This is a genomic window from Aliiroseovarius marinus, from assembly GCF_004360145.1.
GTDB lineage: Bacteria > Pseudomonadota > Alphaproteobacteria > Rhodobacterales > Rhodobacteraceae > Aliiroseovarius > Aliiroseovarius marinus.
This window is the reverse complement of the sequence record NZ_ML178717.1, coordinates 25836-48541: the sequence shown is the minus strand read 5'-3', so window position 1 is coordinate 48541 and position 22706 is coordinate 25836. Positions and strand designations below refer to the sequence as shown.

Annotated in this window: 17 protein-coding genes; 4 read left to right on the top strand and 13 right to left on the bottom strand. The window is 60.6% G+C overall.

The window, feature by feature from the left end:
- Window positions 1-123 precede the first annotated feature (123 nt).
- A complete protein-coding gene (locus EOL43_RS08550; protein ID WP_240686503.1) occupies window positions 124-2016 on the top strand; it encodes an acyl-CoA synthetase in 1893 nt (630 codons plus the stop codon).
- A 45-nt stretch (window positions 2017-2061) separates the two neighbouring features.
- Here EOL43_RS08550 and EOL43_RS08545 read toward each other — a convergent pair whose 3' ends face one another.
- Window positions 2062-2937 (bottom strand): LysR substrate-binding domain-containing protein, encoded by an 876-nt coding sequence (locus EOL43_RS08545; RefSeq protein ID WP_133487542.1) that lies wholly within the window; start codon window positions 2935-2937, stop codon window positions 2062-2064.
- Between the two features lie 97 nt (window positions 2938-3034).
- Here EOL43_RS08545 and EOL43_RS08540 point away from each other — a divergent pair, with 97 nt between their 5' ends.
- Window positions 3035-3739: an SDR family oxidoreductase gene (locus EOL43_RS08540; protein ID WP_133487539.1), complete on the top strand. Its 705-nt coding sequence runs from the start codon at window positions 3035-3037 to the stop codon at window positions 3737-3739.
- A 31-nt stretch (window positions 3740-3770) separates the two neighbouring features.
- Window positions 3771-3986, top strand: a complete 216-nt coding sequence (locus tag EOL43_RS08535) for a DUF6552 family protein (protein WP_133487728.1) — start codon at window positions 3771-3773, stop codon at window positions 3984-3986.
- A gap of 16 nt (window positions 3987-4002) precedes the next feature.
- Here EOL43_RS08535 and argE read toward each other — a convergent pair whose 3' ends face one another.
- The 3 genes from argE to EOL43_RS08520 are packed head-to-tail and all read right to left on the bottom strand — an operon-like array spanning window position 4003 to window position 7741.
- On the bottom strand, window positions 4003-5169 hold the full coding sequence (gene argE, locus EOL43_RS08530) for an acetylornithine deacetylase (protein ID WP_133487537.1): 1167 nt from the start codon (window positions 5167-5169) through the stop codon (window positions 4003-4005).
- Between the two features lie 3 nt (window positions 5170-5172).
- Window positions 5173-6357, bottom strand: coding sequence for a M24 family metallopeptidase (locus tag EOL43_RS08525; protein WP_133487535.1), 1185 nt, complete (start codon window positions 6355-6357; stop codon window positions 5173-5175).
- A 10-nt stretch (window positions 6358-6367) separates the two neighbouring features.
- The gene (locus EOL43_RS08520) at window positions 6368-7741 is read right to left on the bottom strand and encodes an aspartate aminotransferase family protein (RefSeq protein WP_133487533.1); all 1374 of its coding nucleotides are present in this window, start codon (window positions 7739-7741) and stop codon (window positions 6368-6370) included.
- A 293-nt stretch (window positions 7742-8034) separates the two neighbouring features.
- Between EOL43_RS08520 and EOL43_RS08515 the strand changes: the two genes are divergently transcribed.
- Complete coding sequence (locus tag EOL43_RS08515; RefSeq protein WP_133487531.1) at window positions 8035-10617, top strand: cation-translocating P-type ATPase; 2583 nt, start codon at window positions 8035-8037, stop codon at window positions 10615-10617.
- Here the strand turns inward: EOL43_RS08515 and ppsA are convergent.
- The 9 genes from ppsA to EOL43_RS08470 form a co-directional block, all read right to left on the bottom strand.
- Complete coding sequence (ppsA, locus tag EOL43_RS08510; RefSeq protein ID WP_240686502.1) at window positions 10614-13010, bottom strand: phosphoenolpyruvate synthase; 2397 nt, start codon at window positions 13008-13010, stop codon at window positions 10614-10616. The two genes, EOL43_RS08515 and ppsA, sit on opposite strands and share 4 nt — an antisense overlap.
- An 85-nt stretch (window positions 13011-13095) precedes the next feature.
- A complete protein-coding gene (speB, locus tag EOL43_RS08505; protein WP_133487528.1) occupies window positions 13096-13944 on the bottom strand; it encodes an agmatinase in 849 nt (282 codons plus the stop codon).
- Window positions 13941-15110 carry a carboxynorspermidine decarboxylase gene (nspC, locus tag EOL43_RS08500; protein WP_133487527.1) on the bottom strand — a complete coding sequence of 390 codons (1170 nt, stop codon included), beginning with the start codon at window positions 15108-15110 and terminating at the stop codon, window positions 13941-13943. The genes speB and nspC overlap by 4 nt, the downstream gene beginning before the upstream one ends.
- Before the next feature lie 64 nt (window positions 15111-15174).
- Window positions 15175-16386 (bottom strand): saccharopine dehydrogenase family protein, encoded by a 1212-nt coding sequence (locus EOL43_RS08495; RefSeq protein WP_133487525.1) that lies wholly within the window; start codon window positions 16384-16386, stop codon window positions 15175-15177.
- Window positions 16387-16401: 15 nt separating this feature from the next.
- Window positions 16402-18291, bottom strand: a complete 1890-nt coding sequence (gene speA / locus EOL43_RS08490) for a biosynthetic arginine decarboxylase (protein WP_133487523.1) — start codon at window positions 18289-18291, stop codon at window positions 16402-16404.
- Between the two features lie 286 nt (window positions 18292-18577).
- Complete coding sequence (gene gap / locus EOL43_RS08485) at window positions 18578-19609, bottom strand: type I glyceraldehyde-3-phosphate dehydrogenase (protein ID WP_133487521.1); 1032 nt, start codon at window positions 19607-19609, stop codon at window positions 18578-18580.
- Window positions 19610-19692: 83 nt separating this feature from the next.
- Window positions 19693-20619, bottom strand: coding sequence for a carbohydrate kinase family protein (locus EOL43_RS08480; RefSeq protein WP_133487519.1), 927 nt, complete (start codon window positions 20617-20619; stop codon window positions 19693-19695).
- A 111-nt stretch (window positions 20620-20730) separates the two neighbouring features.
- On the bottom strand, window positions 20731-21417 hold the full coding sequence (locus EOL43_RS08475; protein WP_133487517.1) for a D-lyxose/D-mannose family sugar isomerase: 687 nt from the start codon (window positions 21415-21417) through the stop codon (window positions 20731-20733).
- A complete protein-coding gene (locus tag EOL43_RS08470; RefSeq protein ID WP_133487515.1) occupies window positions 21414-22691 on the bottom strand; it encodes an MGH1-like glycoside hydrolase domain-containing protein in 1278 nt (425 codons plus the stop codon). The genes EOL43_RS08475 and EOL43_RS08470 overlap by 4 nt, the downstream gene beginning before the upstream one ends.
- Window positions 22692-22706: the final 15 nt, after the last annotated feature.

Below are 22706 nucleotides of genomic sequence, written 5' to 3'. Positions count from 1 at the left end.
CCTAACGTCGCTTACCTTCCGTAAACGTCAATTCCACGTCACGTCAGACTTGCGAGCCATGGCGTTTACGCCCATTCTCAGCTTCCAAAGATGCCCGAAAAATGGGCTAAGGGAGGATGTAGGATGTATGAATTTGGTTCGATGTTCGATCGGGACGCCGTCGAAGCGGAAATGACATGGGAGGCGCGGGATAAACCCCAGACGCTTTACCAGATGCTCGAGCGCACAGCGCGTGCGTTCCCCGACCGTCCTGCGGCCTCGTTCCAGATCACGTCCGGCCCGACGGACCCCAAGGAAACCGTGACGTGGCAGCAGATGCTGGACCGCTCGGTTCAGGCAGCGAACCTGTTTCGGTCGCTGGGCATCGGGGAAAACGACGTGGTGGCGTACCTGCTGCCCAACTCGAACGAGACGATCTATACCCTGATGGGCGGCGGCATTGCTGGGATCGTGAACCCGATCAACCCGCTGTTGGACGCCGAGCAAGTGGCCGGGATCCTGAAGGAAACCGGCGCCAAGGTTTTGGTGACCCTGAAAGCTTTCCCGAAATCCGAAGTTGCCCAACTGGCGAACGAGGCTGTGGCGATGGCCCCGAACGTCAAGACGGTGCTTGAGATCGACCTGAACAAATACCTCAAGCCGCCGAAAAGCTGGATCGTCCCGCTGGTGCGCCCAAAGAACCCGGTGAAGCACAACGCCAAGGTGCTGGACTTCGTGGCCGAGATGAAGCGCCAGAACACCTCGCTGGATTTCGAAGACAAGACCGATGACCGTGTGGCCGCCTATTTCCACACCGGCGGCACCACCGGCACGCCGAAAGTGGCGCAGCATAAATATTCCGGCATGGTCTATAACGGCTGGTTGGGCGCGAACCTTCTGTTCGACGAAAAAGACGTCATCATCTGCCCGCTGCCGCTGTTCCACGTCTTCGCGGTTCACGTGATTTGGATGGCTTGCCTGATGTCCGGCGCACATTTCGTACATCCGACGCCTGCTGGCTATCGCGGTGACGGCGTCTTTGACAATTTCTGGAAGCTGATCGAGCGCTACAAGGTCACCTTTATGATCACTGTGCCGACCGCCATTTCGGCCTTGATGCAGCGCCCAGTGGATGCGGATGTCTCGACCCTGAAAACCGCGTTCTCGGGCTCGGCCCCGCTGCCGGTCGAACTCTATAACCGTTTTGTCGAAGCGACCGGCGTGAACATCGTCGAAGGCTATGGCCTGACCGAGGCGACCTGCCTTGTGTCCTGCAACCCGCCCACCGGCGCCAAGAAGGTCGGCTCGGTCGGGGTTCCGTTCCCCTATACGGATATCAAGATCCTGTCCTGCGATGACGCCGGAACCGTGCTGAAAGAACATGGCGTGGACGAGGTGGGCGAGATTTGCCTGTCCAACCCGGGCGTGTTCACAGGGGCGACCTATACCGAAGAGGCCAAGAACAACGGCCTGTTCGCGATGGACACGCATCTGCGGACGGGCGATCTGGGGCGTCTGGATGAAGACGGCTATCTGTGGATCACCGGCCGCGCCAAAGACCTGATCATCCGTGGCGGTCACAACATCGACCCCGCCGAGATCGAAGAGGTTCTGGCGGGACACGAGGCCGTCGCCATGGTCGGCGCAATCGGTCAACCCGACAGCTATGCGGGCGAACTGCCCTGCGCCTATGTCGAGCTGGTTGGCGGTGCTCAGGTCACCTCGGAAGAGCTGATGGCCTATGCCAAAGAGCATATCCACGAGAAAGCCGCCCTGCCGAAACATATCGAGATCTTGGACGAGCTGCCCAAGACTGCTGTCGGCAAGGTGTTCAAGCCCGACCTGCGTAAGTCCGCCATCGCCCGCATCTATGACAAAGCGCTGGCCGACGCAGGTCATGCCGCCCATGTGTCCGAGGTGTTGGATGACAAAAAACGTGGTCTGGTGGCTCGCCTTCAAGCAACGGGCGACGTTGATTATGACGCGGTCAAGCAATGCCTTGGTGAATTCACGCGTCCATTCGAGTGGATGGATTGATCGAACCGAACCAGAACAGTGAAGGGCGGCCAGTCGGCCGCCCTTTTAGTTTTCTGTGGCGTAGGATGTCAGCCAAGACACAACTGTGCCAACCGCGTCGTTCAGGCCTGCTTTGCGCGGTGACAGAAGATAGAAATCCTGTGCGTCTGTGGATGCCCTATAGCCTAGATCAATAAGCTTCCCGGTCTCGATGTCGCCCGACACAAGGAAGCGACTGACCAGTGCGACGCCCTGTCCGGATGCAGCCGCATCCACGGCCAGAGCGGTTTGACTGAGCTGAAGGCTGCGCGTGCTTTGATCCGAAACGCCCGCCTGTGCCAGCACATCTGGCCAAAGGTTATGGGTGTCATGGATCTTGGGCAGGCGCGCCAGAGCTTCTGGCCGAAGGGGAAGGTTTTCGCCGTCCACAAGCGCTGGGGCGGCGACTGCGATCACATCCTGTCTGAATAGAAGTGTTGCCGCAAGTGATGCTCCGAAGGGTGGCTTGCCTTGGCGAACGGCCAGATCAATGCCGTCGCTGTGGAAGCTGGACACGTTCTCGGTCGCCAAAATGCGCAGGTCGATATCCGGGTGCTTCGCCGAAAAATCCGGAAGATTGGGGATAAGCCATTTCGAGGCAAATGTCGGTGTGACGCTGATCAGGACTTTGCCCGGCTCTGGTCTCAGCTGCGCCGTGGCATCGCGCATCTCTGCGAAAGCGTGCTCGATCCGCGCATGATAGGTGCGGCCAGCCGATGTCAGCGCCAGCCCCTTTGGTAGCCTGTCAAACAGCCTGACGCCCAGATGCGCTTCAAGCAGCCGGACCTGCTGCGCGACTGCCCCTTGCGTCACACCCAGATCCTCCGCAGCGGCCCGAAAGTTCAGGCGGCGTCCGGCGACATCGAAGGCGCGAAGGCCATTAAGCGGAGGGAGGTCAGTCATATGACAATAGTATTTCTACTGCCAACAAATATCAATTCTCATTCGATGCCCGGCAAATGTGTCTGTAGATAAGTGCTAACTGGCGCAGGAGGTGAAGATGTCAGTAGAAAAAGTGGCCCTGATTACAGCGGGTGGAAGCGGGATGGGCGCGGATGCAGCGCGGCGCCTTGCGTCGGACGGCTACAAGGTTGGCATCCTGTCGTCGTCGGGCAAGGGCGAAGCACTTGGGGCTGAGCTGGGTGGATATGGCGTGACGGGCTCCAACCTGAACAATGATGATCTGGCCGCGTTTGTTCACGGCGCGCAAGAGCGCTGGGGACGTGTCGATGTGCTGGTGAACTCGGCGGGACATGGACCGAAAGGCCCGGTGCTTGAGATCAGCGATGACGACTGGCATCTGGGCATGGAGGTCTATCTGATGAACGTCATTCGCCCGACGCGGATGGTGACCCCATTGATGCAAGAACAGGGGGGTGGTGTGATCATCAACCTCTCGACCTTCGCGGCGTTCGAACCCGATCCCCTGTTCCCAACCTCAGGCGTTTTTCGCGCCGGACTGGCCGCCTTCACAAAGCTGTATTCAGACAAATATGCTGCCGAGAATATTCGGATGAACAACATCCTGCCCGGCTTCATCGACAGCCTGCCCGAGACCGAGGGCCGCAAGGCGCGTATCCCCATGGGCCGTTATGGCCGCGCCGAGGAAGTGTCGTCGCTGATCGCGTTCCTGTCATCCGAGGGCGGAGGATACATGACGGGTCAGAACCTGCGCATCGACGGGGGGCTAACCTGTGCGGTCTGATACTCTGCACGCCTTAACGCCCCGCGAACGCATGGTCTTTGCGATCAAGTGGGGCGCCTCGGTGATCCAGATTATGGGGTACGCCGCGACCGGGTTCGGTTGGACCCCGTGGAACCTGTATCTATTTTTGGTCGGTGTTTTGGGGTGGTTTGCCGTGGGCGCCTTGTGGAATGACAAGGCATTGATGCTTGTTCACCTCGTAGCACTTGGCGCGATGATCGCGGGTATGAGCAGCAGCGCCGCGTGATTGACTGCCGACGAAGTCAGTTCACGGCCTTTTGGGCAAAGTGCTTATCCAGCTTCTGAAGCAGCTCCAGACAGTTAGACAACTGGTCAACGGACAGGAACTCGTCCGCCTTGTGGGCTTGTTCGATACTTCCCGGTCCGCAGACGACCACATCCATACCAAGCTGCTGAAAGATCCCGGCCTCGGTACCGAAGGGGACGACATCTGCCGAATTGGCCCCGGTCAATTCGGACAGAATGCGCTTGGCTTCGTTTTTCTCCACGGGGATCAGGCCTGCGACCTCGCCGACGATCTCGGTCTCGATCGAGGCATTTGGATGAACGGCCTGCATGGCGGGCAGAAGTGTGTGGTTGCAGTAGTCGGTGATGGCTTGCTTTACGAACTGTGCGTCTGAGGTCTGCACCGGCCGCATCTCCCAATCCACCTGCGCTTTCGGGGCGATGACATTGTGCACACTGCCGCCATGCAGTGCGCCTACGTTCATCGTGGTCCACGGTGGATCAAAGGGGCTGTTCGTGGGTGCCATTCCCTTCAACTGTTCGCGCAGCTCCAAAAGTCGCGCCACATAGCGCACCGCGTATTCCACCGCGTTCACTCCCAGATCGGGGGCCGAGCCATGCCCCTCGAGCCCTTGAAAACGCGTCGTGTACTCGAAGCAGCCTTTGTGCCCTTCAATGATGCGCATCATGGTCGGCTCGCCGATGATCGCCATCGAGGGGCGTATCCCGCGTTCGCTCAGCGATTGCGCCAGATGTCCTGCACCGATACAGCCGGTTTCCTCGTCATAGGTGAAGGCAAAGTGGATGGGCGCCGTGCGCGGGGTTTTTGCGAAGTGAGGGGCCATCGCCAGTGTCGCGGCGATGAATCCTTTCATGTCACATGTTCCGCGCCCATAAAGCCGCCCGTCGCGTTCGACCATCTCGAACGGGTCCGAGGTCCAGTCTTGATCGGTGACAGGCACCACGTCGCTGTGGCCTGACAAGACCAGCCCACCATCGGTATCCGGTCCCAGCGTGGCAAAAAGATTGGCTTTCTGCCCCGAGGGATCGTGGAAGACCTCGACCCGCGCACCGCAGGCTTCCAGATGATCCGCCATATAGCCGATCATCTGAAGATTGCTGTCCGCTGAGACCGTCGGAAAGGCGATCAGGTCTTTTAGGATGCGCTTGGCATCAATCAGCATGAGTTAGCCTTTCACAAAGAGTTTGCGGTCGACGCTGCACATCGGCTCGGCTGCACCGTCGTCGCGGATCAGGATGGTCTCGGTCGTCTCAAGCCCCCAGCTGTCCATCCAGAGCGCGGGCATGAAGTGGAAGACCATGCCGGACTGAAGAACGGTTTCATCCTCGCTTCGGATCGAGGCGGTGCGCTCGCCCCAATCGGGCGGGTAGCTCAGGCCGATGGGATAGCCCATGCGGCCCGACCGCTCGATCCCGTGTTTGGCAAGGACATCCATGAAGGCATTGGCGATGTCGCAGGTACGATTGCCCGCGCGCGCGGCGTTCAATCCGGCCTCGATGCCTTCAAGCTGCGCACCCTCCGCGCGCAGCATCTCGTCCGAGGGTTTGCCAAGGAACACCGTCCGGCAGAGCGGTGCGTGATAGCGGCGGTAGCAGCCTGACAATTCAAAGAAGGTCGCTTCGCCTTCGCGCATCGGGGTGCCGTTCCATGTCAGGTGGGCGGCGGTTGCGTCCAGACCAGACGGCGTCAGGGGGACAATGGCGGGGTAGTCGCCCCAATCGTCGCCAACCCCAGTGATGCCCGCGTGCATGATGTCAGCCACCAGATCGTTCTTGCGCACGCCCGGCGCGGCGCGGTCAATCGCGGTTTGGACGACTTTGTCGGAAATGCGCGCGGCTTTGCGGATGAAGGCAATCTCGTCCTCGGATTTCACCAGCCTTTGCCAGTTCACCAAGGCGGTCGCGTCCACCAGTGTGGCCTCAGACATCTCGTCGGTCAGAACCGCATGGGCCTTGGCCGAGTAGTAATAGTTCTCCATCTCGACGCCGATCCGTGCGGTGCTAAGACCCCGTGCTTTCAGATGCGCGGCGAGGTCTTGCATCGGATGCACCACGGTGGACTGCACGTAGTGATCGCCATAGCAAAGGATGTTCTCGTGATCCATCCAACAAGTACGGCGCCCGCCCATCATGTCCATGTAGCGCCCCCACCAAATCGGCTCGCCCTGCATCGTCAGGATTACCCCCTGATGGACATAGAAGGACCAGCCGTCATAGCCGGTCAGCCACGCCTGATTAGACGGGTCGGTGACAAAGATCGCGTCCAGCCCGGCCTGCGCCATCGCGCTTCGGGTCAGAGCGATCCGGCGGTCGTATTCTGATTGGCTGAAGGGTGCGTTGCTGTGTGTCATTGATGTCTCCTTACCCCAGAACTGCGTGGACGGCGCGCGCAGTGGCGGCCACGATGAGGTCTGCTTCGTCCTTGGTCAGGCAGAACGGAGGGGCGAAGCCCAGAATGTCCCCCTGTGGCATGGCGCGGGCGATGATGCTGTCTTGCTCCAGCAGTTTGGCTGCGATTTGCGGGCCGATCTTGTCGCTGGCGTCAAAGAAACGGCGTCCATCCTTGTCTGCCACGAACTCGACCGCGCAAAGCATCCCTTCGCCACGCACCTCACCCACATGGGCGTGGGATCCCAGCGCGTCCTGCATGGCCGCATTCAGGTAGCTGCCAACAGAACCTGCATTCGTGACCAGATCCAGATCGTCGATCAGCTTCAGGTTCGCGACCCCAGCTGCCGCGCCGATCGGGTGGGCGGAATAGGTCCAGCCGTGACCGATGGGTCCGTTTTCGTCCGTACCTTGCTCCAGCACCTTCCACATTTTGTCTGACACGATGGTGCCCGACAGCGGCGCATAGGCCGATGTCAACCCTTTGGCGATGGTGATCAGGTCCGGGCGAAGGCCGTAATGGTCCGACCCAAACATGGTTCCCAGTCGCCCGAAACCAGTGACGACCTCATCCGCGACCAGAAGGATATCGTGTTTTTCCAGTACCGCCTGGATCGCGTCCCAATAACCTGCAGGGGGCGGGACGATCCCGCCCGTGCCCAGCACTGGTTCGCCGATGAAAGCGGCGATGGTGTCGGCCCCTTCGCGCGCGATCAGCGCTTCCAGCTCGGCCACACAATGGGCCACGAAGTCAGCTTCGGTTTGGGGGATATCAGGGCGTCGGAAATAATAAGGTGCTTCGGTGTGGATCACCTGCGCCAAAGGCAGGTCGAACTTGTTGTGAAACAGCTCCAGCCCGGTCAGCGACCCCGTCATCAGCCCGGACCCGTGATACCCCCGCCAGCGCGAGATGATCTTCTTCTTCTCTGGGCGGCCAAGGATATTGTTGTAGTACCAGATCAGCTTGATGTTGGTTTCATTCGCGTCCGATCCGGACAGACCGAAATAGACCTTCGACATGTGGTCCGGTGCTCGGTCGAGGATCATTTTGGACAGGGTGATCGACGCCTCGGTCCCGTGCCCGACATAGGAATGGTAATAGGCCAGCTCGCGGGCCTGATCGGCAATCGCCTCGGCGATCTCGGGCCGACCATAGCCTACATTCACGCAGTAAAGCCCAGCAAAGGCATCCAGCAGACGGTTCCCGTCGCGGTCTTCGATATGGCAGCCAGACCCGCCGGTGACGACGCGATGCGGGACGTTGCCCCGTGCGAACTCGGCCAGATGTGTCGAGGGGTGAAAGAAGTTTTCACGATCCCAGTGTTCAAGTTGATCGTTGTGAAGCATGGTTTGCCCTTCAGGTTCAGGCGGCGCGCCGCCGGTGTCATGAAAGGAGCCTGTTGCACGCATCAAACCGGAAGGGTTCAACCTGAGCAGACGGGCTCCGCTCACCCCGACAGCAGCGCGCAATGCCTTTATTGCCAGAGCACTGCGATGGAAGCACGAAACGGCTTATGTCGGCAAATGAAATCTGTTGTCGGGGGACTGAGGTGTGCGTCCGGGCATTGATCTGGCGCATTGTGTCTGAAAGCGTCGTGGTAAAGTCTAAGGACATGAACGGTTTTGGCACGGGAAGGTGAATGGAAGCTGATCGGGCAGAGATCCAAGCGACCGGGTTGACGGGCGCCGAGGCGCAAGAGCGTTTGCGCCAGTATGGCCCTAATGTTGTAGGGGAGGCCAAGGCGACGCCTGCCTGGGCGATCCTTGTGCGTCAGTTCACCGGTCTTCTGGTGCTTCTGCTGATCATTGCTGGGCTGGTGGCGTTGGTTCTTGGCGAGCGTGTCGACGCCATCGCCATCGGGCTGGTGGTCGTTCTGAACGGAGCCTTGGGATTTGTGCAGGAATGGCGTGCCGAAACCTCGCTTGCGGCCCTGCGCGAGATGCTGTCGCCCAAGGCCCGGGTTGTGCGTGACGGTATCCCCGTTGAAATTCCCAGCAAAGACCTCGTGCCCGGCGACCTGATCTTGCTTGAGGCAGGTGATCAGGTACCCGCGGATGCACAGGTGATCTCGGCCGTGGCGTTGCGTGTGGATGAAAGTGTGCTGACAGGGGAATCCGTGTCGGTGGCCAAGTCCTCGGACGCGGAGGGCGACCAGAATACGGTGATGATGGGCACCTATGTGGTCGCGGGACGCGCGGAAGGGATCGTCAGCGCCACGGGACCTCAGACGGCGTTCGGAAAGATCGCTACCCTGACCGTATCGGTCGAGGACAAAGGCACCAACCTCTCGCGCCAGCTGGGGCGGTTGGGGCGTCAGTTGGGCGTTGTTGCGCTTGGGCTAGGCGGGGCCATTGCGGCGACGGGGATCTTGCTTGGCCGCGAGATGTTAGAAATGGCGATGACGGGGATGTCGATGGCGGTGGCCATTATTCCCGAAGGATTGCCTGCCGTCGTGACCATCAGTCTGGCCTTGGGGGCAGGCGCGATGGCACGGCGCAACGCCTTGGTGCGCCGCTTGCAGGCCATTGAAACGGTCGGCGCGGCGTCGGTCATCTGCACGGACAAGACTGGCACCTTGACGGAAAACATGATGACGGGTGCGCTGTTGTGGGTTGCCGAGCAGGACTATACCGCCGTCGGCACCGGATATGATCCCGCCGGGCGGATCCTGAAGGGCGAAACCCCCGTCCGCTATGGCGCGAATGCCGATTTGGATGCGGCGTTAGACGTCATGATTGGATGCAGCCATGCCAGCCTGCACCGGGAAGGGGACAGCTGGCGCATGGTCGGGGATCCGACCGAAGGGGCACTGGTGACTTTTGCCTATAAGGCGTGGACCCCGATGCCCGCGGCGGCCCCGCTGGCCGAGATCCCGTTTTCCTCGGAACGCAAACGCATGAGCATGGTGCGCGAAAGCGAAGGCGGGCTGATGCTGCTTGCCAAGGGCGCGCCCGAGCAGATGTTGGACGTCTGCGAGACGTGGCGCGGACCCAATGGCAGTGCGCCGTTGGATCAAACCGCCCGTGCACAGATCGAACAGAAATACGAAGACATGGCGGCCAAGGGGTTGCGGGTCATTGCCTTGGCGCATCGTCAGGTTGCTGACAAGCGGGTCGGGGACACGGGGCTGGAGTTCATCGGGCTTGTCGGCATGATCGATCCGCCGCGCCCAGAAGTTCGGGACGCCATCCAGACCTGTCTACGTGCCGGGATGCGGATCATCATGATCACCGGCGACGGCCCGCTGACCGCGCGGGCGATTGCAGATACCCTCGGCCTTCCGGTCCAGAAGGTGATGACCGGGCGCGAATTGGAAGACATCGACGACGCGACATTGCGCGAGATCCTTGCCGAGCCCACGCTGTTTGCCCGCACCTCGCCCGAACACAAGATGCGGCTGGTCGAGGCGTTACAGGCGCAGGGCCATATCGTGGCGATGACGGGCGACGGGGTAAACGATGCACCCGCTCTGAAACAAGCCGATATTGGCGTTGCGATGGGGATCCGGGGCACGGATGTCGCGAAAAGCGCGGCGGATCTTGTGCTCTTGGACGACAACTTCGCCACGCTGAAAGGCGCGGTTAGCGAGGGGCGGCGGCAATTTGCCAATATCCAGCGTTTCGTGCGCTATCTGCTGGCCTCGAACGCGGGCGAGGTTGTGGCCATCCTGACAAACTTGGCGCTGGGCGGGCCGCTGATCTATTTGCCGACGCAAATTCTGTGGATGAACCTCGTAACCGATGGTGTGACCGCCTTGGCCTTGGGATTGGAGCCGGGCACCTCGGACCAGATGCGTGACCCGCCGCGCCGCCCCGAAGCCGGTATTCTGGACCGTAAAGCGCTGGGCATGATCTTGGCGTTTGGCACCTATACCGGGGCGGCCAGCCTGTATTTGTTCTATACCTTCATGCCCGACGGCACTGTCGTGGCGCGGACGGCGGCCTTCAGCGGGATGGTCATTTTCGAGAAGATGAGCGTCTTTGCCTTCCGGTCTTTCTCGCAACCCTGCTGGCGATTGGGCTGGTTCTCGAACCCCAAGCTGATTATCGCACTGGTGGCGATGGTGTCTTTGCAGGTGGTCGCGATCTATTGGGCGCCGCTGCAACAATTGCTGCGCGTTGCGCCCTTGGAGTGGGCGCATTGGCAGGCGATCATTCTGCTGGCGCTGCCCCTGATCGTGGTGCCTGAGCTGATCAAAACCGTTCGGATGAAGCGGGACTAGTCCGCCTCGGCGCTCGCCACGTTGCTTTTCACGGCAAAGAAACTGTCCGGTGTGACCGAGATCGTGTCGATCCCCGCCTGCACAAGCAGCTTCGCGAACTCGGGATCGTTGCTGGGCGCCTGACCGCACAGCCCGACCTTTCGCCCGGCCGCGTGCGCTTTGGCGATGACGGTGTTGATCATCCACAAAACCGCCGGATCGCGTTCGTTGAACAGATGCGCCAAGGCTTCGGAATCGCGGTCCACCCCAAGCGTCAACTGGGTCAGATCGTTCGACCCGATCGAGAAGCCGTCGAAGCGCTCGGCGAACGCCTCGGCCTCGATCACGTTCGACGGAACCTCGCACATCACATAGACTTGGAGCCCGTTCTTGCCGCGCTCCAGTCCGTGTTCGGCCATCGTGGCCAGCACCCGGTCGGCTTCCTCCACGTTGCGGCAGAAGGGGATCATGACGATGACATTGTCGAACCCCATCCGCTCGCGCAGGTGCCGGATCGCTTTGCATTCCAACGCGAACCCGTCCTGATAGGCGGCGTCATAATAGCGCGACGCGCCCCGGAACCCGATCATCGGATTTTCCTCGTTGGGCTCGAACTGGCGTCCGCCCAGAAGGTCAGCATATTCGTTGGTCTTGAAGTCGCTCATGCGGATGATGGTGGGGTTGGGATACCACGTCGCCGCAATCCGCGAGAGGCCCATTGCCAGCTTTTCCACGAAATAGTCTGCCCGATTGTCATAGCCACGGGTCAGGCGGTCGATTTCAGCGCGCACATCCGCGTCGGTTAGCGCGTCATAGCGGGTCAGCGCAAGCGGATGCACTCGGACCTCGTTGTTGATCACAAACTCCATGCGGGCTAGGCCGACGCCATCCACGGGCAGGCGCCACCAGCGCAGGGCGGCGGCAGGGTTGGCGAGGTTCAGCATGACCTTGGTTTGCGTTGACGGGATCTGATCCAATTGCCGCTCTTCGATGGTCACTTTGGCTTCGCCGGCATAGATGATCCCGGTTTCCCCTTCAGCGCAGGACACGGTGATGTGCTGGCCCGTATGCAGGATCTCGGTGGCATTCGACGTACCGACAATCGCGGGCACGCCCAGCTCGCGGCTGACGATGGCGGCGTGGGACGTGCGGCCCCCGTGGTCGGTCACGATGGCGGCGGCGCGTTTCATGATCGGTACCCAGTCCGGGTCGGTGTTCGAGGTGACAAGGATCGCGCCGTCCACGAACTGGTCCAGATCCGTCACGTCATGGATCAAGCAGACCTCGCCGGTGGCGACTGAACTTCCCACGCTGAGGCCGGTCAACAATTCCTCGCCCGTATCGTGCAACGTATAGGTCTGGAAGGCGCTGGCAGCGAGATTGGATTGGACCGTTTCGGGGCGCGCTTGCACGACGTAAAGCAGCCCAGTTTCCCCATCCTTGGCCCATTCGATGTCCATCGCGGTGCCGTAGTGCGCCTCGATTTTCACAGCAGCGCGGGCCAGTTCGAGGATCTCGGCATCCGACAGCACAAAACCCGCGCGTTCAGCCTTCGAGGTCGGAACATTCCGCACCGGCGCGCCTTGTTCACGACCATAGATCATCTTGATCTCTTTGGCGCCAAGCGCCTTGTGGACGATCGGGGTCAGGTCTTCGTTGTCTAGAAACGGCTTGTATACTTGGTATTCGTCCGGGTCGACATGACCCTGAACGACGTTCTCGCCCAGCCCCCACGCCGCGTTGATCAGCACGACCTTGTCAAACCCACTTTCCGTGTCGATCGAGAACATGACGCCCGAGCCGGACAGGTCCGAGCGGACCATGTGCTGCACGCCGACCGACAAGGCGACTTCGAGGTGATCGAAACCCTTCAGTTGGCGATAGGTGATCGCCCGGTCAGTGAAGAGCGACGCCAGACAGGCCTTGCAGGCATCCAGCAGCGCAGCCTCTCCCCGGATGTTCAGGAAGGTTTCTTGCTGTCCGGCGAAACTCGCGTCGGGCAGGTCTTCAGCGGTCGCCGAGGAGCGTACGGCGACGGCAGGATCGGTCTGCCCGACACGGGCGCCAAGGTCTTGATAGGCCGCGCGGATGTCTCGTTCTGCATCTTCGGGCCAGACCCCTTCAGTGATCGCGGCACGGATCGTCTTGCCCGCTGTGGATAGAGTGATCCGGTTGGCTTCGAGCTTGGGCAGGACCTCGCGCAGTACGCGGTCCAGACCGTTGGCCGCGATGAAGCTGCGATAGGCGTCTGACGTGGTGGCAAAGCCGGGCGGCACGCGGATGCCGCGCTCGGTAAGTGACTGCAACATCTCGCCCAGCGAGGCGTTCTTTCCCCCGACTTTGGCAATGTCCGTGCGCGCAAGTTCGTCCAGCCAAATCAGCGTTGGCGACGTCGTCATCAAGGCATCTGTCATGCAACCCTCCCAAAGTTCATCGCCTATATGTTAGCCTATCGGCGCATATATGCGTTGATCCCGGTCAATGCGGGTTGCATGAGGCCTATGCGCAGCAGTTCGACATCAGGCGATAGGTGATCTGGGCTGCGGTGAAGTCCCATGCCTCGTCGCCGTTCGGTGCAAGCTCGACCACGTCCAGCCCCACACAACGTCGTCCTTTCAGGGCGCTTTCCACGATGTGCAGCGCCTGATAATAGGACAGCCCGCCGGGAACAGGGGTGCCGGTCGCGGGCATCTGGCTGGGGTCCAGCCCGTCCACATCAAAGCTGACATAGACCAGTTCGGGGAAGTCCTCGGGCAGCTCGACCGAGAAGATATTCTGCGTCACCAGCTCTTCCGCGTCGATGAAGACCACGTTGTTCTGCTGGCGGCTTTCAGCCTCTTGCGGGCATAGGGCGCGTACGCCGTATTGCGCCAGACGAACGCCATCTTCGGCCAGCAAATGCATGACCGAGGCGTGCGAGTGCTTTTCCCCCTGATAGGCGACGCGCAGGTCGGCATGGGCGTCGATCTGGACGATCCCGACCGGCTGACCAAGGGCGCGCATGACACCGGTGACGGCGCCATAGCTGAGCGAGTGTTCCCCGCCCAGCGTCACAGGCACATGGCCGGCTTTGACGACAGCTTCGGTGCGGGCGGCGATGCGTTCCATCACCTCGGGCAGGGGGCCGTCGCAATCCACAGGCGACTGGGTGAAAATGCCGTCAGCGCAAGGCTCAATGCCTTTGCACAGACGCTCCAGCTCGTTCGAGGCATCGATGATCGCGGCGGGTCCGTCCTTGGTGCCGGATCCATAGGACACGGTGCGTTCCAGCGGCACCGGAATGACGTGAAAGTGTGCGTCTTCGCTGCGTTCGGCCTCGGTCAGTTCGCTGTCCAGAAAAATGCTCATGAGAGGCGCTCCTTGAAGTCGTCATAGCCGAACTGTTTGATGATCTGCAACGCGTCCGTCTCGCTGTTCCACAGGGCGATGGTGGGCAGGGGGACGCCGTTGAACGTGTTGGTTTTCACCATCGAATAATGCGCCTGATCGAGGAAGGCAAAGCGCTGGCCGATCTGCAAAGGTGCGTCCCACGTGTAGTCACCAATCACGTCGCCCGCGAGGCACGAGGGCCCGCCAAGGCGATAGGTGTGGCCTGCGTCAGCCTCGTCCATCAGCGCGGGGCGATAGGGGGCTTCGATCACGTCGGGCATGTGGCAGGTGGCCGAGATATCGGTGATCGCAAGGTTCATGCCATTTGTCGGCAGGTCCAGCACCTCGCCCACAAGGATGCCCGCGTCCAGCGCCACGGCCTCGCCGGGTTCAAGGTAGACGTCGATGCCATAAGCGGCGCGCATGTTCTGGATGAAGGCGATCAACGCCTCACGGTCATAGTCCGCGCGGGTGATGTGGTGGCCGCCGCCGAAATTGATCCATTTGAGGGTGGGCAGGTAGGGGGCGAGCTTGGCTTCCACAGCGGCCCATGTGCGGGCGAGTGGTTCGAAGCCCTGTTCACACAGAGTGTGCATGTGCAGCCCGTCGACGCCCTGCATGACCTCATCTGTCAGCAAAGATACCGGAGTGCCAAGACGCGAGCAGGGCGCGCAGGGATCGTATTTGGCGATTTCGCCTTCGGAGTGTTCCGGGTTGATGCGCAGACCGACCTGTACGTTCGCCGTCTGCGCTTGCGACAGAAAACGGTCTTTCTGGGCCGGGCTGTTGAAGATGATGTGGTCCGAGAGGCTGAGGATCTCGTCCATATCCTGCGCCTTGTAGCCCGCGCAGAAGGTGGCTACCTCGCCGCCATATTCTTCGCGTCCCAACCGGGCCTCGTAGATGCCGCTGGCGCAAGTGCCGCCCAGATGTGACCGGACCAGCGGGGCCAGCGCGAACATGGAAAACGCTTTCAGCGCCGACAACACATGCGCGCCCGAGCGGTCGGCAACGTCGGAGAGGATCTTCAGATTGGCCTCGACCGCCTTTTCATCCACCACAAAGCAAGGCGTGGGGACGCGGGACAGGTCGAAATCGCGGAATGCGCCTGCATCTCCGGCTTGGGTTTGCATCAGTTCGGTCATTGTCGCCATTCCAGATGAGGGGTTAGGGGAGCGCCCGCTTTAGGACAGGCGCTCCCCTTAGGTCTTAGAAGTCGACCGGGCCGTCCAACTCGTGAACCTGCCACGGCAGGCCATGCTCGTTCAGCATGTCCATGAAGTTGTCAGGGTCCAGCTGCTCCATGTTCCAGACGCCGGACTGGGTCCAGTTGCCTTTCAGAACCTGCGCCGCGCCGATCATGGCGGGAACGCCGGTGGTATAGGACACAGCCTGCGAGCCGACCTCGGCGTAGCACTCTTCGTGATCGCAGATGTTGTAGATATAGAAGGTCTTTTCACCCGAGCCATCCTTGGCCTGACCGGTGGCAATGTCGCCAATGCAGGCCTTGCCTTTGGTCTCGGCGCCCAGATCGCCGGGATCGGGCAGCAGGGTTTTCAGGAATTGGATCGGGATGATTTCCTGACCGTCATGCATCACCGGATCAATGCGGGTCATGCCGACATTTTCCAGCACCTTGGCGTGCATGATGTAGGCGTCGCCGAAGGTCATCCAGAAACGAGCGCGCTCGATCTCGGGGAAATGGGTCGACAGGCTCTCCAGCTCCTCGTGATACATCAGATACATGTTCTTGTTGCCGATGGCGGGGAAGTCGAACTCGACCTTGGTGGTCATGGCCGGGCTGGTTTTCCATTCGCCACCTTCCCAGTGACGCACTTCTGCCAGTACTTCGCGCAGGTTAATCTCCGGGTTGAAGTTGGTGGCGAATTCCTGATCGTTCGAGCCGCCATTGGCGTCCAGAATGTCGATCTGGCGGATGGTGTCCAGCTTGTGCTTCTTCAGCCAAGTCGCAAAGACAGAGGTCACACCCGGATCGAAGCCCGAGCCCAGAATGGCGGTCAGACCGGCTTCTTTAAAGCGCTCCTGATAGGCCCATTGCCAATGATATTCGAACTTGGCCACATCCTCGGGCTCGTAGTTCGCGGTGTCCAGATAGTGACAGCCTGCCTCAAGGCAGGCATCCATCAGAACCAGATCCTGATAGGGCAGGGCGAGGTTCACAAGGATCTCGGCACCGGTTTCCTTGATCAGCTTGACGGTATCTTCGACCTTATAGGCGTCCAGTTCGGCGGTCTTGATGTCCACGCCCACGCGCTCTTTCACGCTGGCGGCAATCGCGTCACATTTCGACTTGGTCCGGCTTGCCAGCGTGATCTCGGTGAAGATATCCGCATTCATTGCCATCTTGTGCACAGCGGCATGGCTGACGCCACCGGCACCTACGACGAGTGTCTTTCCCATGATGATCTCCTGTGGTTATTCAAAGTAAGTGTAACCGTTCATCGAGCCGCGATAGGCATCGATGAGGGTTTTGCGTTCATTGGCTTGGATCGATCCGGCGGAAATCGCCTCGTCCACCATTTTGCGGAAGGCGGCGATACAGTCTGCCGGGTCGTATTCAACGTAGGACAGAACCTCGGCAATGGTGTCGCCTTCTTGTTCGTGAAGAAGATCAAAGCCGCCATCTTCGCGCAGGTCGATGGTCACGACATTGGTGTCCCCGAAAAGGTTATGTAGGTCGCCCAGTGTTTCCTGATAAGCCCCAACGAAGAACACGCCCAGATAATAGGGCTGGTCTTCGGGTAGCGAGTGGACAGGCAAGGACGGCGCGATGTCGCCCGCCAGAATGAACTTGTCCATCTTACCGTCGCTGTCACAGGTAATGTCCGACAGAACGGCGCGGCGGTCCGGTTCCTGATCAAGCATTTGCAGCGGAATGATCGGGTGCAGCTGGTCAATGGCCCAAACATCCGGCAACGACTGGAAGACCGAGAAATTGCAGTGATAGACATCTGCGATCTTCTGCAGCTCTTTGTCCAGATCGCCCGATTGTTCGGTCCCGCGTGCGATGTCTTTGATCCGCGCCATCAGGTTCAGATAGATCCGCTCGGCCCGCGCCATCTGGCGCAGGTCCACATGGCTGCGGCGGAACAGGGCGCGCAACTCGTCGCGATAGAACCGGGCATCGTTCCAGCATTCCTGCACGCGGTCCGGCACCAGATAGCCGGAAATTGCAGCAAGGTCGGCAACGAGGTGATGGTCATCCGGCTCGACAGCAGGCGCGTCGGGCGCGTCATAGAGCGTGCTTTCCAGCACGTCGAAAATCAGCATGGACGAGGTCGCCGAGACGGCGCGCCCGCTTTCGGTGACCAGAATGGGGTGATCCAGACCAGCCTCGTCCATCGCATATCCCACGGTCTCGACCACGTTGGCGCAGTATTCCGCCATCGTGTAGTTGATCGAGTTTTCCGCCGCGCGTTTCTCGCCCGTGTAGTCGACGCCCAGACCGCCACCCAGATCCAAATGGGTCAGCGGGGCGCCCTCTCGGGTCAGCTCGGCGAAATAGCGGCAGGCCTCGGTCGCGGCGCGGCGTACGTCGTTCACATCCGGCACCTGAGACCCCAGATGTGAGTGTTGCAGCTTCAGGCAATGCAGCAGGTTTTCGCCGCGCAGGCGGTCAACCACGCGCAGCAGTTGGTCGGTGTTCATGCCAAAAGCCGACCGATCACCCGAGCTGCTTTGCCATTTGCCACCGATCTGGTTGGTCAGCTTGACCCGCACACCCAAAAGCGGATCGATCCCCAGTTCCTTCGCAACCTCGATCACGATCTCGGCCTCTTTGGGGCTTTCCAGCACAATCACAGTGTTAAAGCCCATGCGGCGCGACAGGATGGCCAGCCGGATGAACTCAGCATCTTTGACGCCATTGCAGACGATCAGCGCCTCTTTCGACAGGCGATGGGCCAGCGCGATGACCAATTCAGGCTTGGACCCGGCCTCGAGCCCATAGTCAAACTGCCGGCCGAACTCGACAATGCGGTCCACGACCTGCGCTTGTTGGTTCACCTTGATTGGAAACACCCCGCGATAGGGCGCGCGGTAACCGGTCTTGGCAATCGCCGCTGCAAAGCTGTCATTCAGGTGCTGGATTTCCGACTCAAGAAAGCTTTTCACACGCAGAACCAGCGGGCTGGCGATGCCACGCTGGCGCAGATCGCTTAGGATGTGCGGCAGGCTCAGCGGCGCGGTGTCCGGGTGGGCCGGATCACACAACGCAACGTCGCCATTCGGCAGAACCGAGAGAAGGCCTTTGCTCCAACGGTCGATGCCGTAAATGGAGTCAGAAAGGGGCTGTCCTTTGGGCATTCGAACAAACCTATTCTAGAGGTGAATTGTGGAAGGGGGGAGTGTTTGCGTGCGGCGTCATTGCCGCGCAGGACTACGCTGGTTCGATCTGTCCAGCATTATTGAAATGAAGCCATTTCATGAGCACAATCTCCAATCCGGAACAACCCGGATGCAAAACCGCCGATATATTTCGTTGAAATCTGAGTCAATTAAAAAAAGACCCGCACCTGACGGGCGGGTCTTCAGTTGCTAGGAAGAGGGTGTGACCTACGAAGCGTCGGATGTGCCCCGTAAGGCCGTTGTCTTAGCTTGCCAGCTTCAGGTTTTCTTGGGCCTTCAGCAGCTCTCCGATCCGGCGACCCGTATCGATCATCCGGTTCGAGAAACCCCATTCGTTGTCATACCAGCTAACCACGCGCACCAAGCCGTCTTCGGTGACGGCGGTCTGGGCCGAGGCAAAGCAGGACGAATGCGGGTCGTGGTTGAAGTCGATCGACACCATCGGGTCCTCTTCATAGGACAGAACGCCCTTCAGCGGACCTGCGGCGGCTTCTGCGATGGCGGCGTTAATCTCGTCCCGGGTGACCGGGCGCTCGGGCATGAAGCTCAGGTCGACCAGCGATACATTCGGGGTGGGCACGCGCACGGCAGAGCCTTCCAGCTTGCCTTTCAGCTCGGGCAGGACCAGCGAAATCGCGCGCGCCGCGCCGGTCGAGGTCGGCACCATCGACATAGACGCCGCACGACCGCGATAGAGGTCTTTGTGGTTGGTGTCGTGGCTGGGCTGATCGCCGGTGAAAGCGTGGATCGTGGTCATATAGCCGGTCTTGATGCCAAACGCGTTGTGCAAAACCATTGCCACGGGGGCCAGACAGTTGGTGGTGCAAGATGCGTTCGACACGATCACGTCGTCGGCCGTCAGGTCGGCGTCGTTCACGCCATAGACCACGGTCCGGTCGGCATCCTTGCCGGGGGCCGAGATCAACACGCGCTTCGATCCATTTTCCAAAAGCCGGGCCGCCTGATCGCGGGCGGTGAACAGCCCGGTGCATTCATAAGCAACGTCGACATCGCCCCAGGGAAGCTCCTCGGGATTGCGCAGCGCGGTCAGGCGGATGCGGCGGTGTCCGACGACAAGCGTATCATCCTCGACGGAAACGGTTTCGCGCAGACGGCCATGCACGCTGTCATATTTCAGCAGATGCGCAATGTTCTTGGGCGGGGCGAGGTCGTTGATGGCGACAACCTCGATATCCTGGGCATCCTGTTCGATCAGGGCGCGCAGAACGCCGCGGCCAATACGTCCGAAACCGTTGATCGCGATCTTAAGTGTCATGGTCTTATCCTCTTCGCGGTGAGCTCAGTGATTTGATAGCGCTAACATGTTTGGCGCGTATTTAGCGCTAACAGATCCATTTGTCAAAGCTCTTCTGCCCATGGCGGGTTCGCACCGGCGCGGGACACGGTGACGGCGGCGGCTTTTGCGCCGTGTTGCATCGCTTGCTGCAAGGTCTCAGCCGACAGCGCCGAAAGCTGCCTCTTCGTGAGGCATCCCAGTTCCGACAGCTTCGCCAGAAAGCCCGCGTTGAACGTGTCCCCGGCACCCACGGTGTCTTTCATGTCCACCCGTTGGGCCGGCACCTGAACCTCGGTCCCGTCGGCAAGAAACCCGCTTGCCCCCGCGCCGCCGCGCGTCAGGATCAGGACGGAGGGTCCGGTGTCCATCAGCGTCGCCACTTTCTCGTTCAAGGACAGCGGGGCGGGCAGCAGCCAGTTCAGGTCCTCGTCCGAGACTTTGACGATGTCAGCCTGCGCGACCATGCGGTCCAACCGGGCGCGATAGCGGTCGATGTCCTTGATGAAACGCGGGCGGATGTTGGGATCGATCATCACCACGCGCTGTGCGGCTTCCTGCGCCAGCAGTGCCGCATAGGCGTCGGCGGAGGGCTCGCAGGCAAGGCTGATCCCGCCGAAAAACAGCGCCGAGACTTCCGGGGACAGCGCCGGGATGTCCGCCGGGGTCAGCATGCGCCCGGCCGAGTTTTCGTCAAAGAAGCAATAGGTTGCGTGCCCGTCGACAAGCCGCACGAAGGCCAGTGTCGTGGGGCGGTCCGAGGGGATCACATGCGTGGTGTCCACATGGCTGGCCTTCAGAGACTCGCTCAGCTGCCGCCCGAACATGTCGGTGGACAGCCCGGTTAGCATCCCAGTCTGCACCCCCAAACGCCCCAATGCGATGGCGGTATTAAACACCGCCCCGCCGGAATGCGGCACAAACCCGTCCGGTCCCGCCGTCGTCGGGGTCGGGATCATGTCAATCAGAGCTTCTCCGCAGCAAAGGATCACGTCTCTCTCCTGTTTGGGTGTGCCGCATAGGCGCGTTGGCCGAGTTCACGTGAGCTGATAGCGCTAACGGACCTGAATGTCAAAGGGCTGCGACAGCCCGCCCTGTGCATACTAACCAAGCCAGGTTTTATAGTCGCTGACCAGCAAATGTGTGGGGGCTTCGTCTTCCTCGATCTCAGCGAACCTGCCAATGGGTGCGCGGAAGATGTTGTCGGTTTCGTCGTCATTGACGGTCGAAACCTCGCCGATCAGCACATCGCCACCTTCGCCCCAGAAGGCGTGCCAGTCGCCGGGCATCAGGGTGACGCTTTCACCGGGGGCGAGCTTCAATTTTTCACCGGCAGCAAAGTCGCGCTGGATCCCGTCGCAATAGACCGTACCGCCGCGATCTTCGGCGAAATTGCCATCGTCGTCCGAGCCATAAAGCTCGATCACCAGCGTTGCACCACCTCGGTTGATGATGTCCTCGGCCTTGATCACATGGGTGTGCATCGGGCTGAGCTGGTCTTGGCGCGAGATCAGCAGTTTCTCGGCATAACACATGCCGCCACCACGCTGCAGATCCGCAAGCCGCCCGTTGCGCAGAGTGAAGAGGAACAAGCCCATCTCGTCAAAGCGCCCATCGCCATAGTCGGTAATGTCCCAGCCACAGCGCGCGGTGATCACGTTCCGGGCCACATCGCGCTTGGCCTTGAATTCTTCAGGTGTCCAATAGGCAAAGGGCGGCAAGACGAAGCCATACTGGCGGATCGTCTCATCCGCTTCCGCCATAATCTGGTTTACGCGGGAGCGTTTCATACGAGTTCCTTCGATCGGGTCAAAAACTCGATTACCATCGCCGCCGTCCAAGAGAAAGCCTTACCCCCGCAGCCCTCTCCGGTGATCGGATCATAATATTCAGCGAAACCGCTGGCTTCGATCAATGACAGGCTGTCGTTGACGATGCGTTCGGCCACATCGTGCTGGCCTGCATGCGCCAAACCGTCCGAGATCATGTAGTTTACAATCAGCCACGCCGGCCCGCGCCAATAGCGTTTGCCGTCAAACGTCGCCGTGTCGGCGGGTTGGCTGGGGACGAGGTATGTGACGTCTTCGCCCATGTTCTTGATCCGCGTGCCGATCCGGTCGGCGCGCTTTTGGGGGAGCGGAGCAAAGGCGGCGATCAGCCCCGCAACTGAGGGATTGTCGACGGGCCGTCCGGCCTTGCGGTCATAACAAAGATATTGCCCGTACGTGTCGCTCCACAGGGCTTCCATGGCCGCGCTGCCCGCCTTCGCCCATGCCCGGTTGCGCGCGGCGATCTCGGGTTCGCCAAGCGCGTCGGCCAGATCAGCCAGATCCGCGCAGGACCGGATCAGGATCCCGTTAAAGCCGGGGTCCACGATCTGGAAGGGCGAGGCGTCGTGCAGTTTCGTATTGTCCCAGCCAAGGTCGCGGAACAGTTGCACCAGATAGATATAGCGTTCGTATTGCGCTTGCGTTGGCCGGTGGCTTGCATCGGCATGCATCAGGTCGCGCCGTTCGAACGGCTCGACGCCTTCCGTGGGGACGCGGTCAAAGGCATCGTCCCAGTCGACCGAGTTGTCGCGCCCGCTTTCCCATGGGTGGATCAGGGCGACCAGACCCGTGCCTTCGGGGTCGCGGCAGCGGAAAAACCAGTCATGCCACGCATCGATCTTGGGCAACAGCGCGCGCGCCTGTTTGGCTGCTTGGGCCTTGTCCTTGGCGCGGTCATACAGTCGGCGCACGGCAAAGCCCGCCACCGGTGGCTGCGTGATGCCTGACGTGGGGATAGGTTGCCCGGTCTGCCAAACGTCCGGGCCGGGGAAATAGCCCGGATCGTCCTTGTGGAAGATGATATGCGGCACCAGCCCATCATCCCATTGGCTGGCGAAGAGCGTCTCGATCTCGGTCCAGGCGCGCGCCTCGTCGAAATAGGACTGGCCAAGCGCCACGAGGCAGCTGTCCCAGTTCCATTGGAAGGGGTAAAGCCCGTGCGTCGGTACGGTATAGGTGCGCAGGTCATTCTTGTTCAGAATGTCGACGGCGTGATCAATCAGAGAGTGTCCCATTGTGAAACCTTTGGC

Coding starts and splice junctions, on each gene's coding strand:
- EOL43_RS08550 (WP_240686503.1), top strand. CDS start 124: ATGTATGAATTTGGTTCGATGTTCGATCGGGACGCCGTCGAAGCGGAA.
- EOL43_RS08545 (WP_133487542.1), bottom strand. CDS start 2,937: ATGACTGACCTCCCTCCGCTTAATGGCCTTCGCGCCTTCGATGTCGCC.
- EOL43_RS08540 (WP_133487539.1), top strand. CDS start 3,035: ATGTCAGTAGAAAAAGTGGCCCTGATTACAGCGGGTGGAAGCGGGATG.
- EOL43_RS08535 (WP_133487728.1), top strand. CDS start 3,771: ATGGTCTTTGCGATCAAGTGGGGCGCCTCGGTGATCCAGATTATGGGG.
- argE (WP_133487537.1), bottom strand. CDS start 5,169: ATGCTGATTGATGCCAAGCGCATCCTAAAAGACCTGATCGCCTTTCCG.
- EOL43_RS08525 (WP_133487535.1), bottom strand. CDS start 6,357: ATGACACACAGCAACGCACCCTTCAGCCAATCAGAATACGACCGCCGG.
- EOL43_RS08520 (WP_133487533.1), bottom strand. CDS start 7,741: ATGCTTCACAACGATCAACTTGAACACTGGGATCGTGAAAACTTCTTT.
- EOL43_RS08515 (WP_133487531.1), top strand. CDS start 8,035: ATGGAAGCTGATCGGGCAGAGATCCAAGCGACCGGGTTGACGGGCGCC.
- ppsA (WP_240686502.1), bottom strand. CDS start 13,010: ATGACAGATGCCTTGATGACGACGTCGCCAACGCTGATTTGGCTGGAC.
- speB (WP_133487528.1), bottom strand. CDS start 13,944: ATGAGCATTTTTCTGGACAGCGAACTGACCGAGGCCGAACGCAGCGAA.
- nspC (WP_133487527.1), bottom strand. CDS start 15,110: ATGACCGAACTGATGCAAACCCAAGCCGGAGATGCAGGCGCATTCCGC.
- EOL43_RS08495 (WP_133487525.1), bottom strand. CDS start 16,386: ATGGGAAAGACACTCGTCGTAGGTGCCGGTGGCGTCAGCCATGCCGCT.
- speA (WP_133487523.1), bottom strand. CDS start 18,291: ATGCCCAAAGGACAGCCCCTTTCTGACTCCATTTACGGCATCGACCGT.
- gap (WP_133487521.1), bottom strand. CDS start 19,609: ATGACACTTAAGATCGCGATCAACGGTTTCGGACGTATTGGCCGCGGC.
- EOL43_RS08475 (WP_133487517.1), bottom strand. CDS start 21,417: ATGAAACGCTCCCGCGTAAACCAGATTATGGCGGAAGCGGATGAGACG.
- EOL43_RS08470 (WP_133487515.1), bottom strand. CDS start 22,691: ATGGGACACTCTCTGATTGATCACGCCGTCGACATTCTGAACAAGAAT.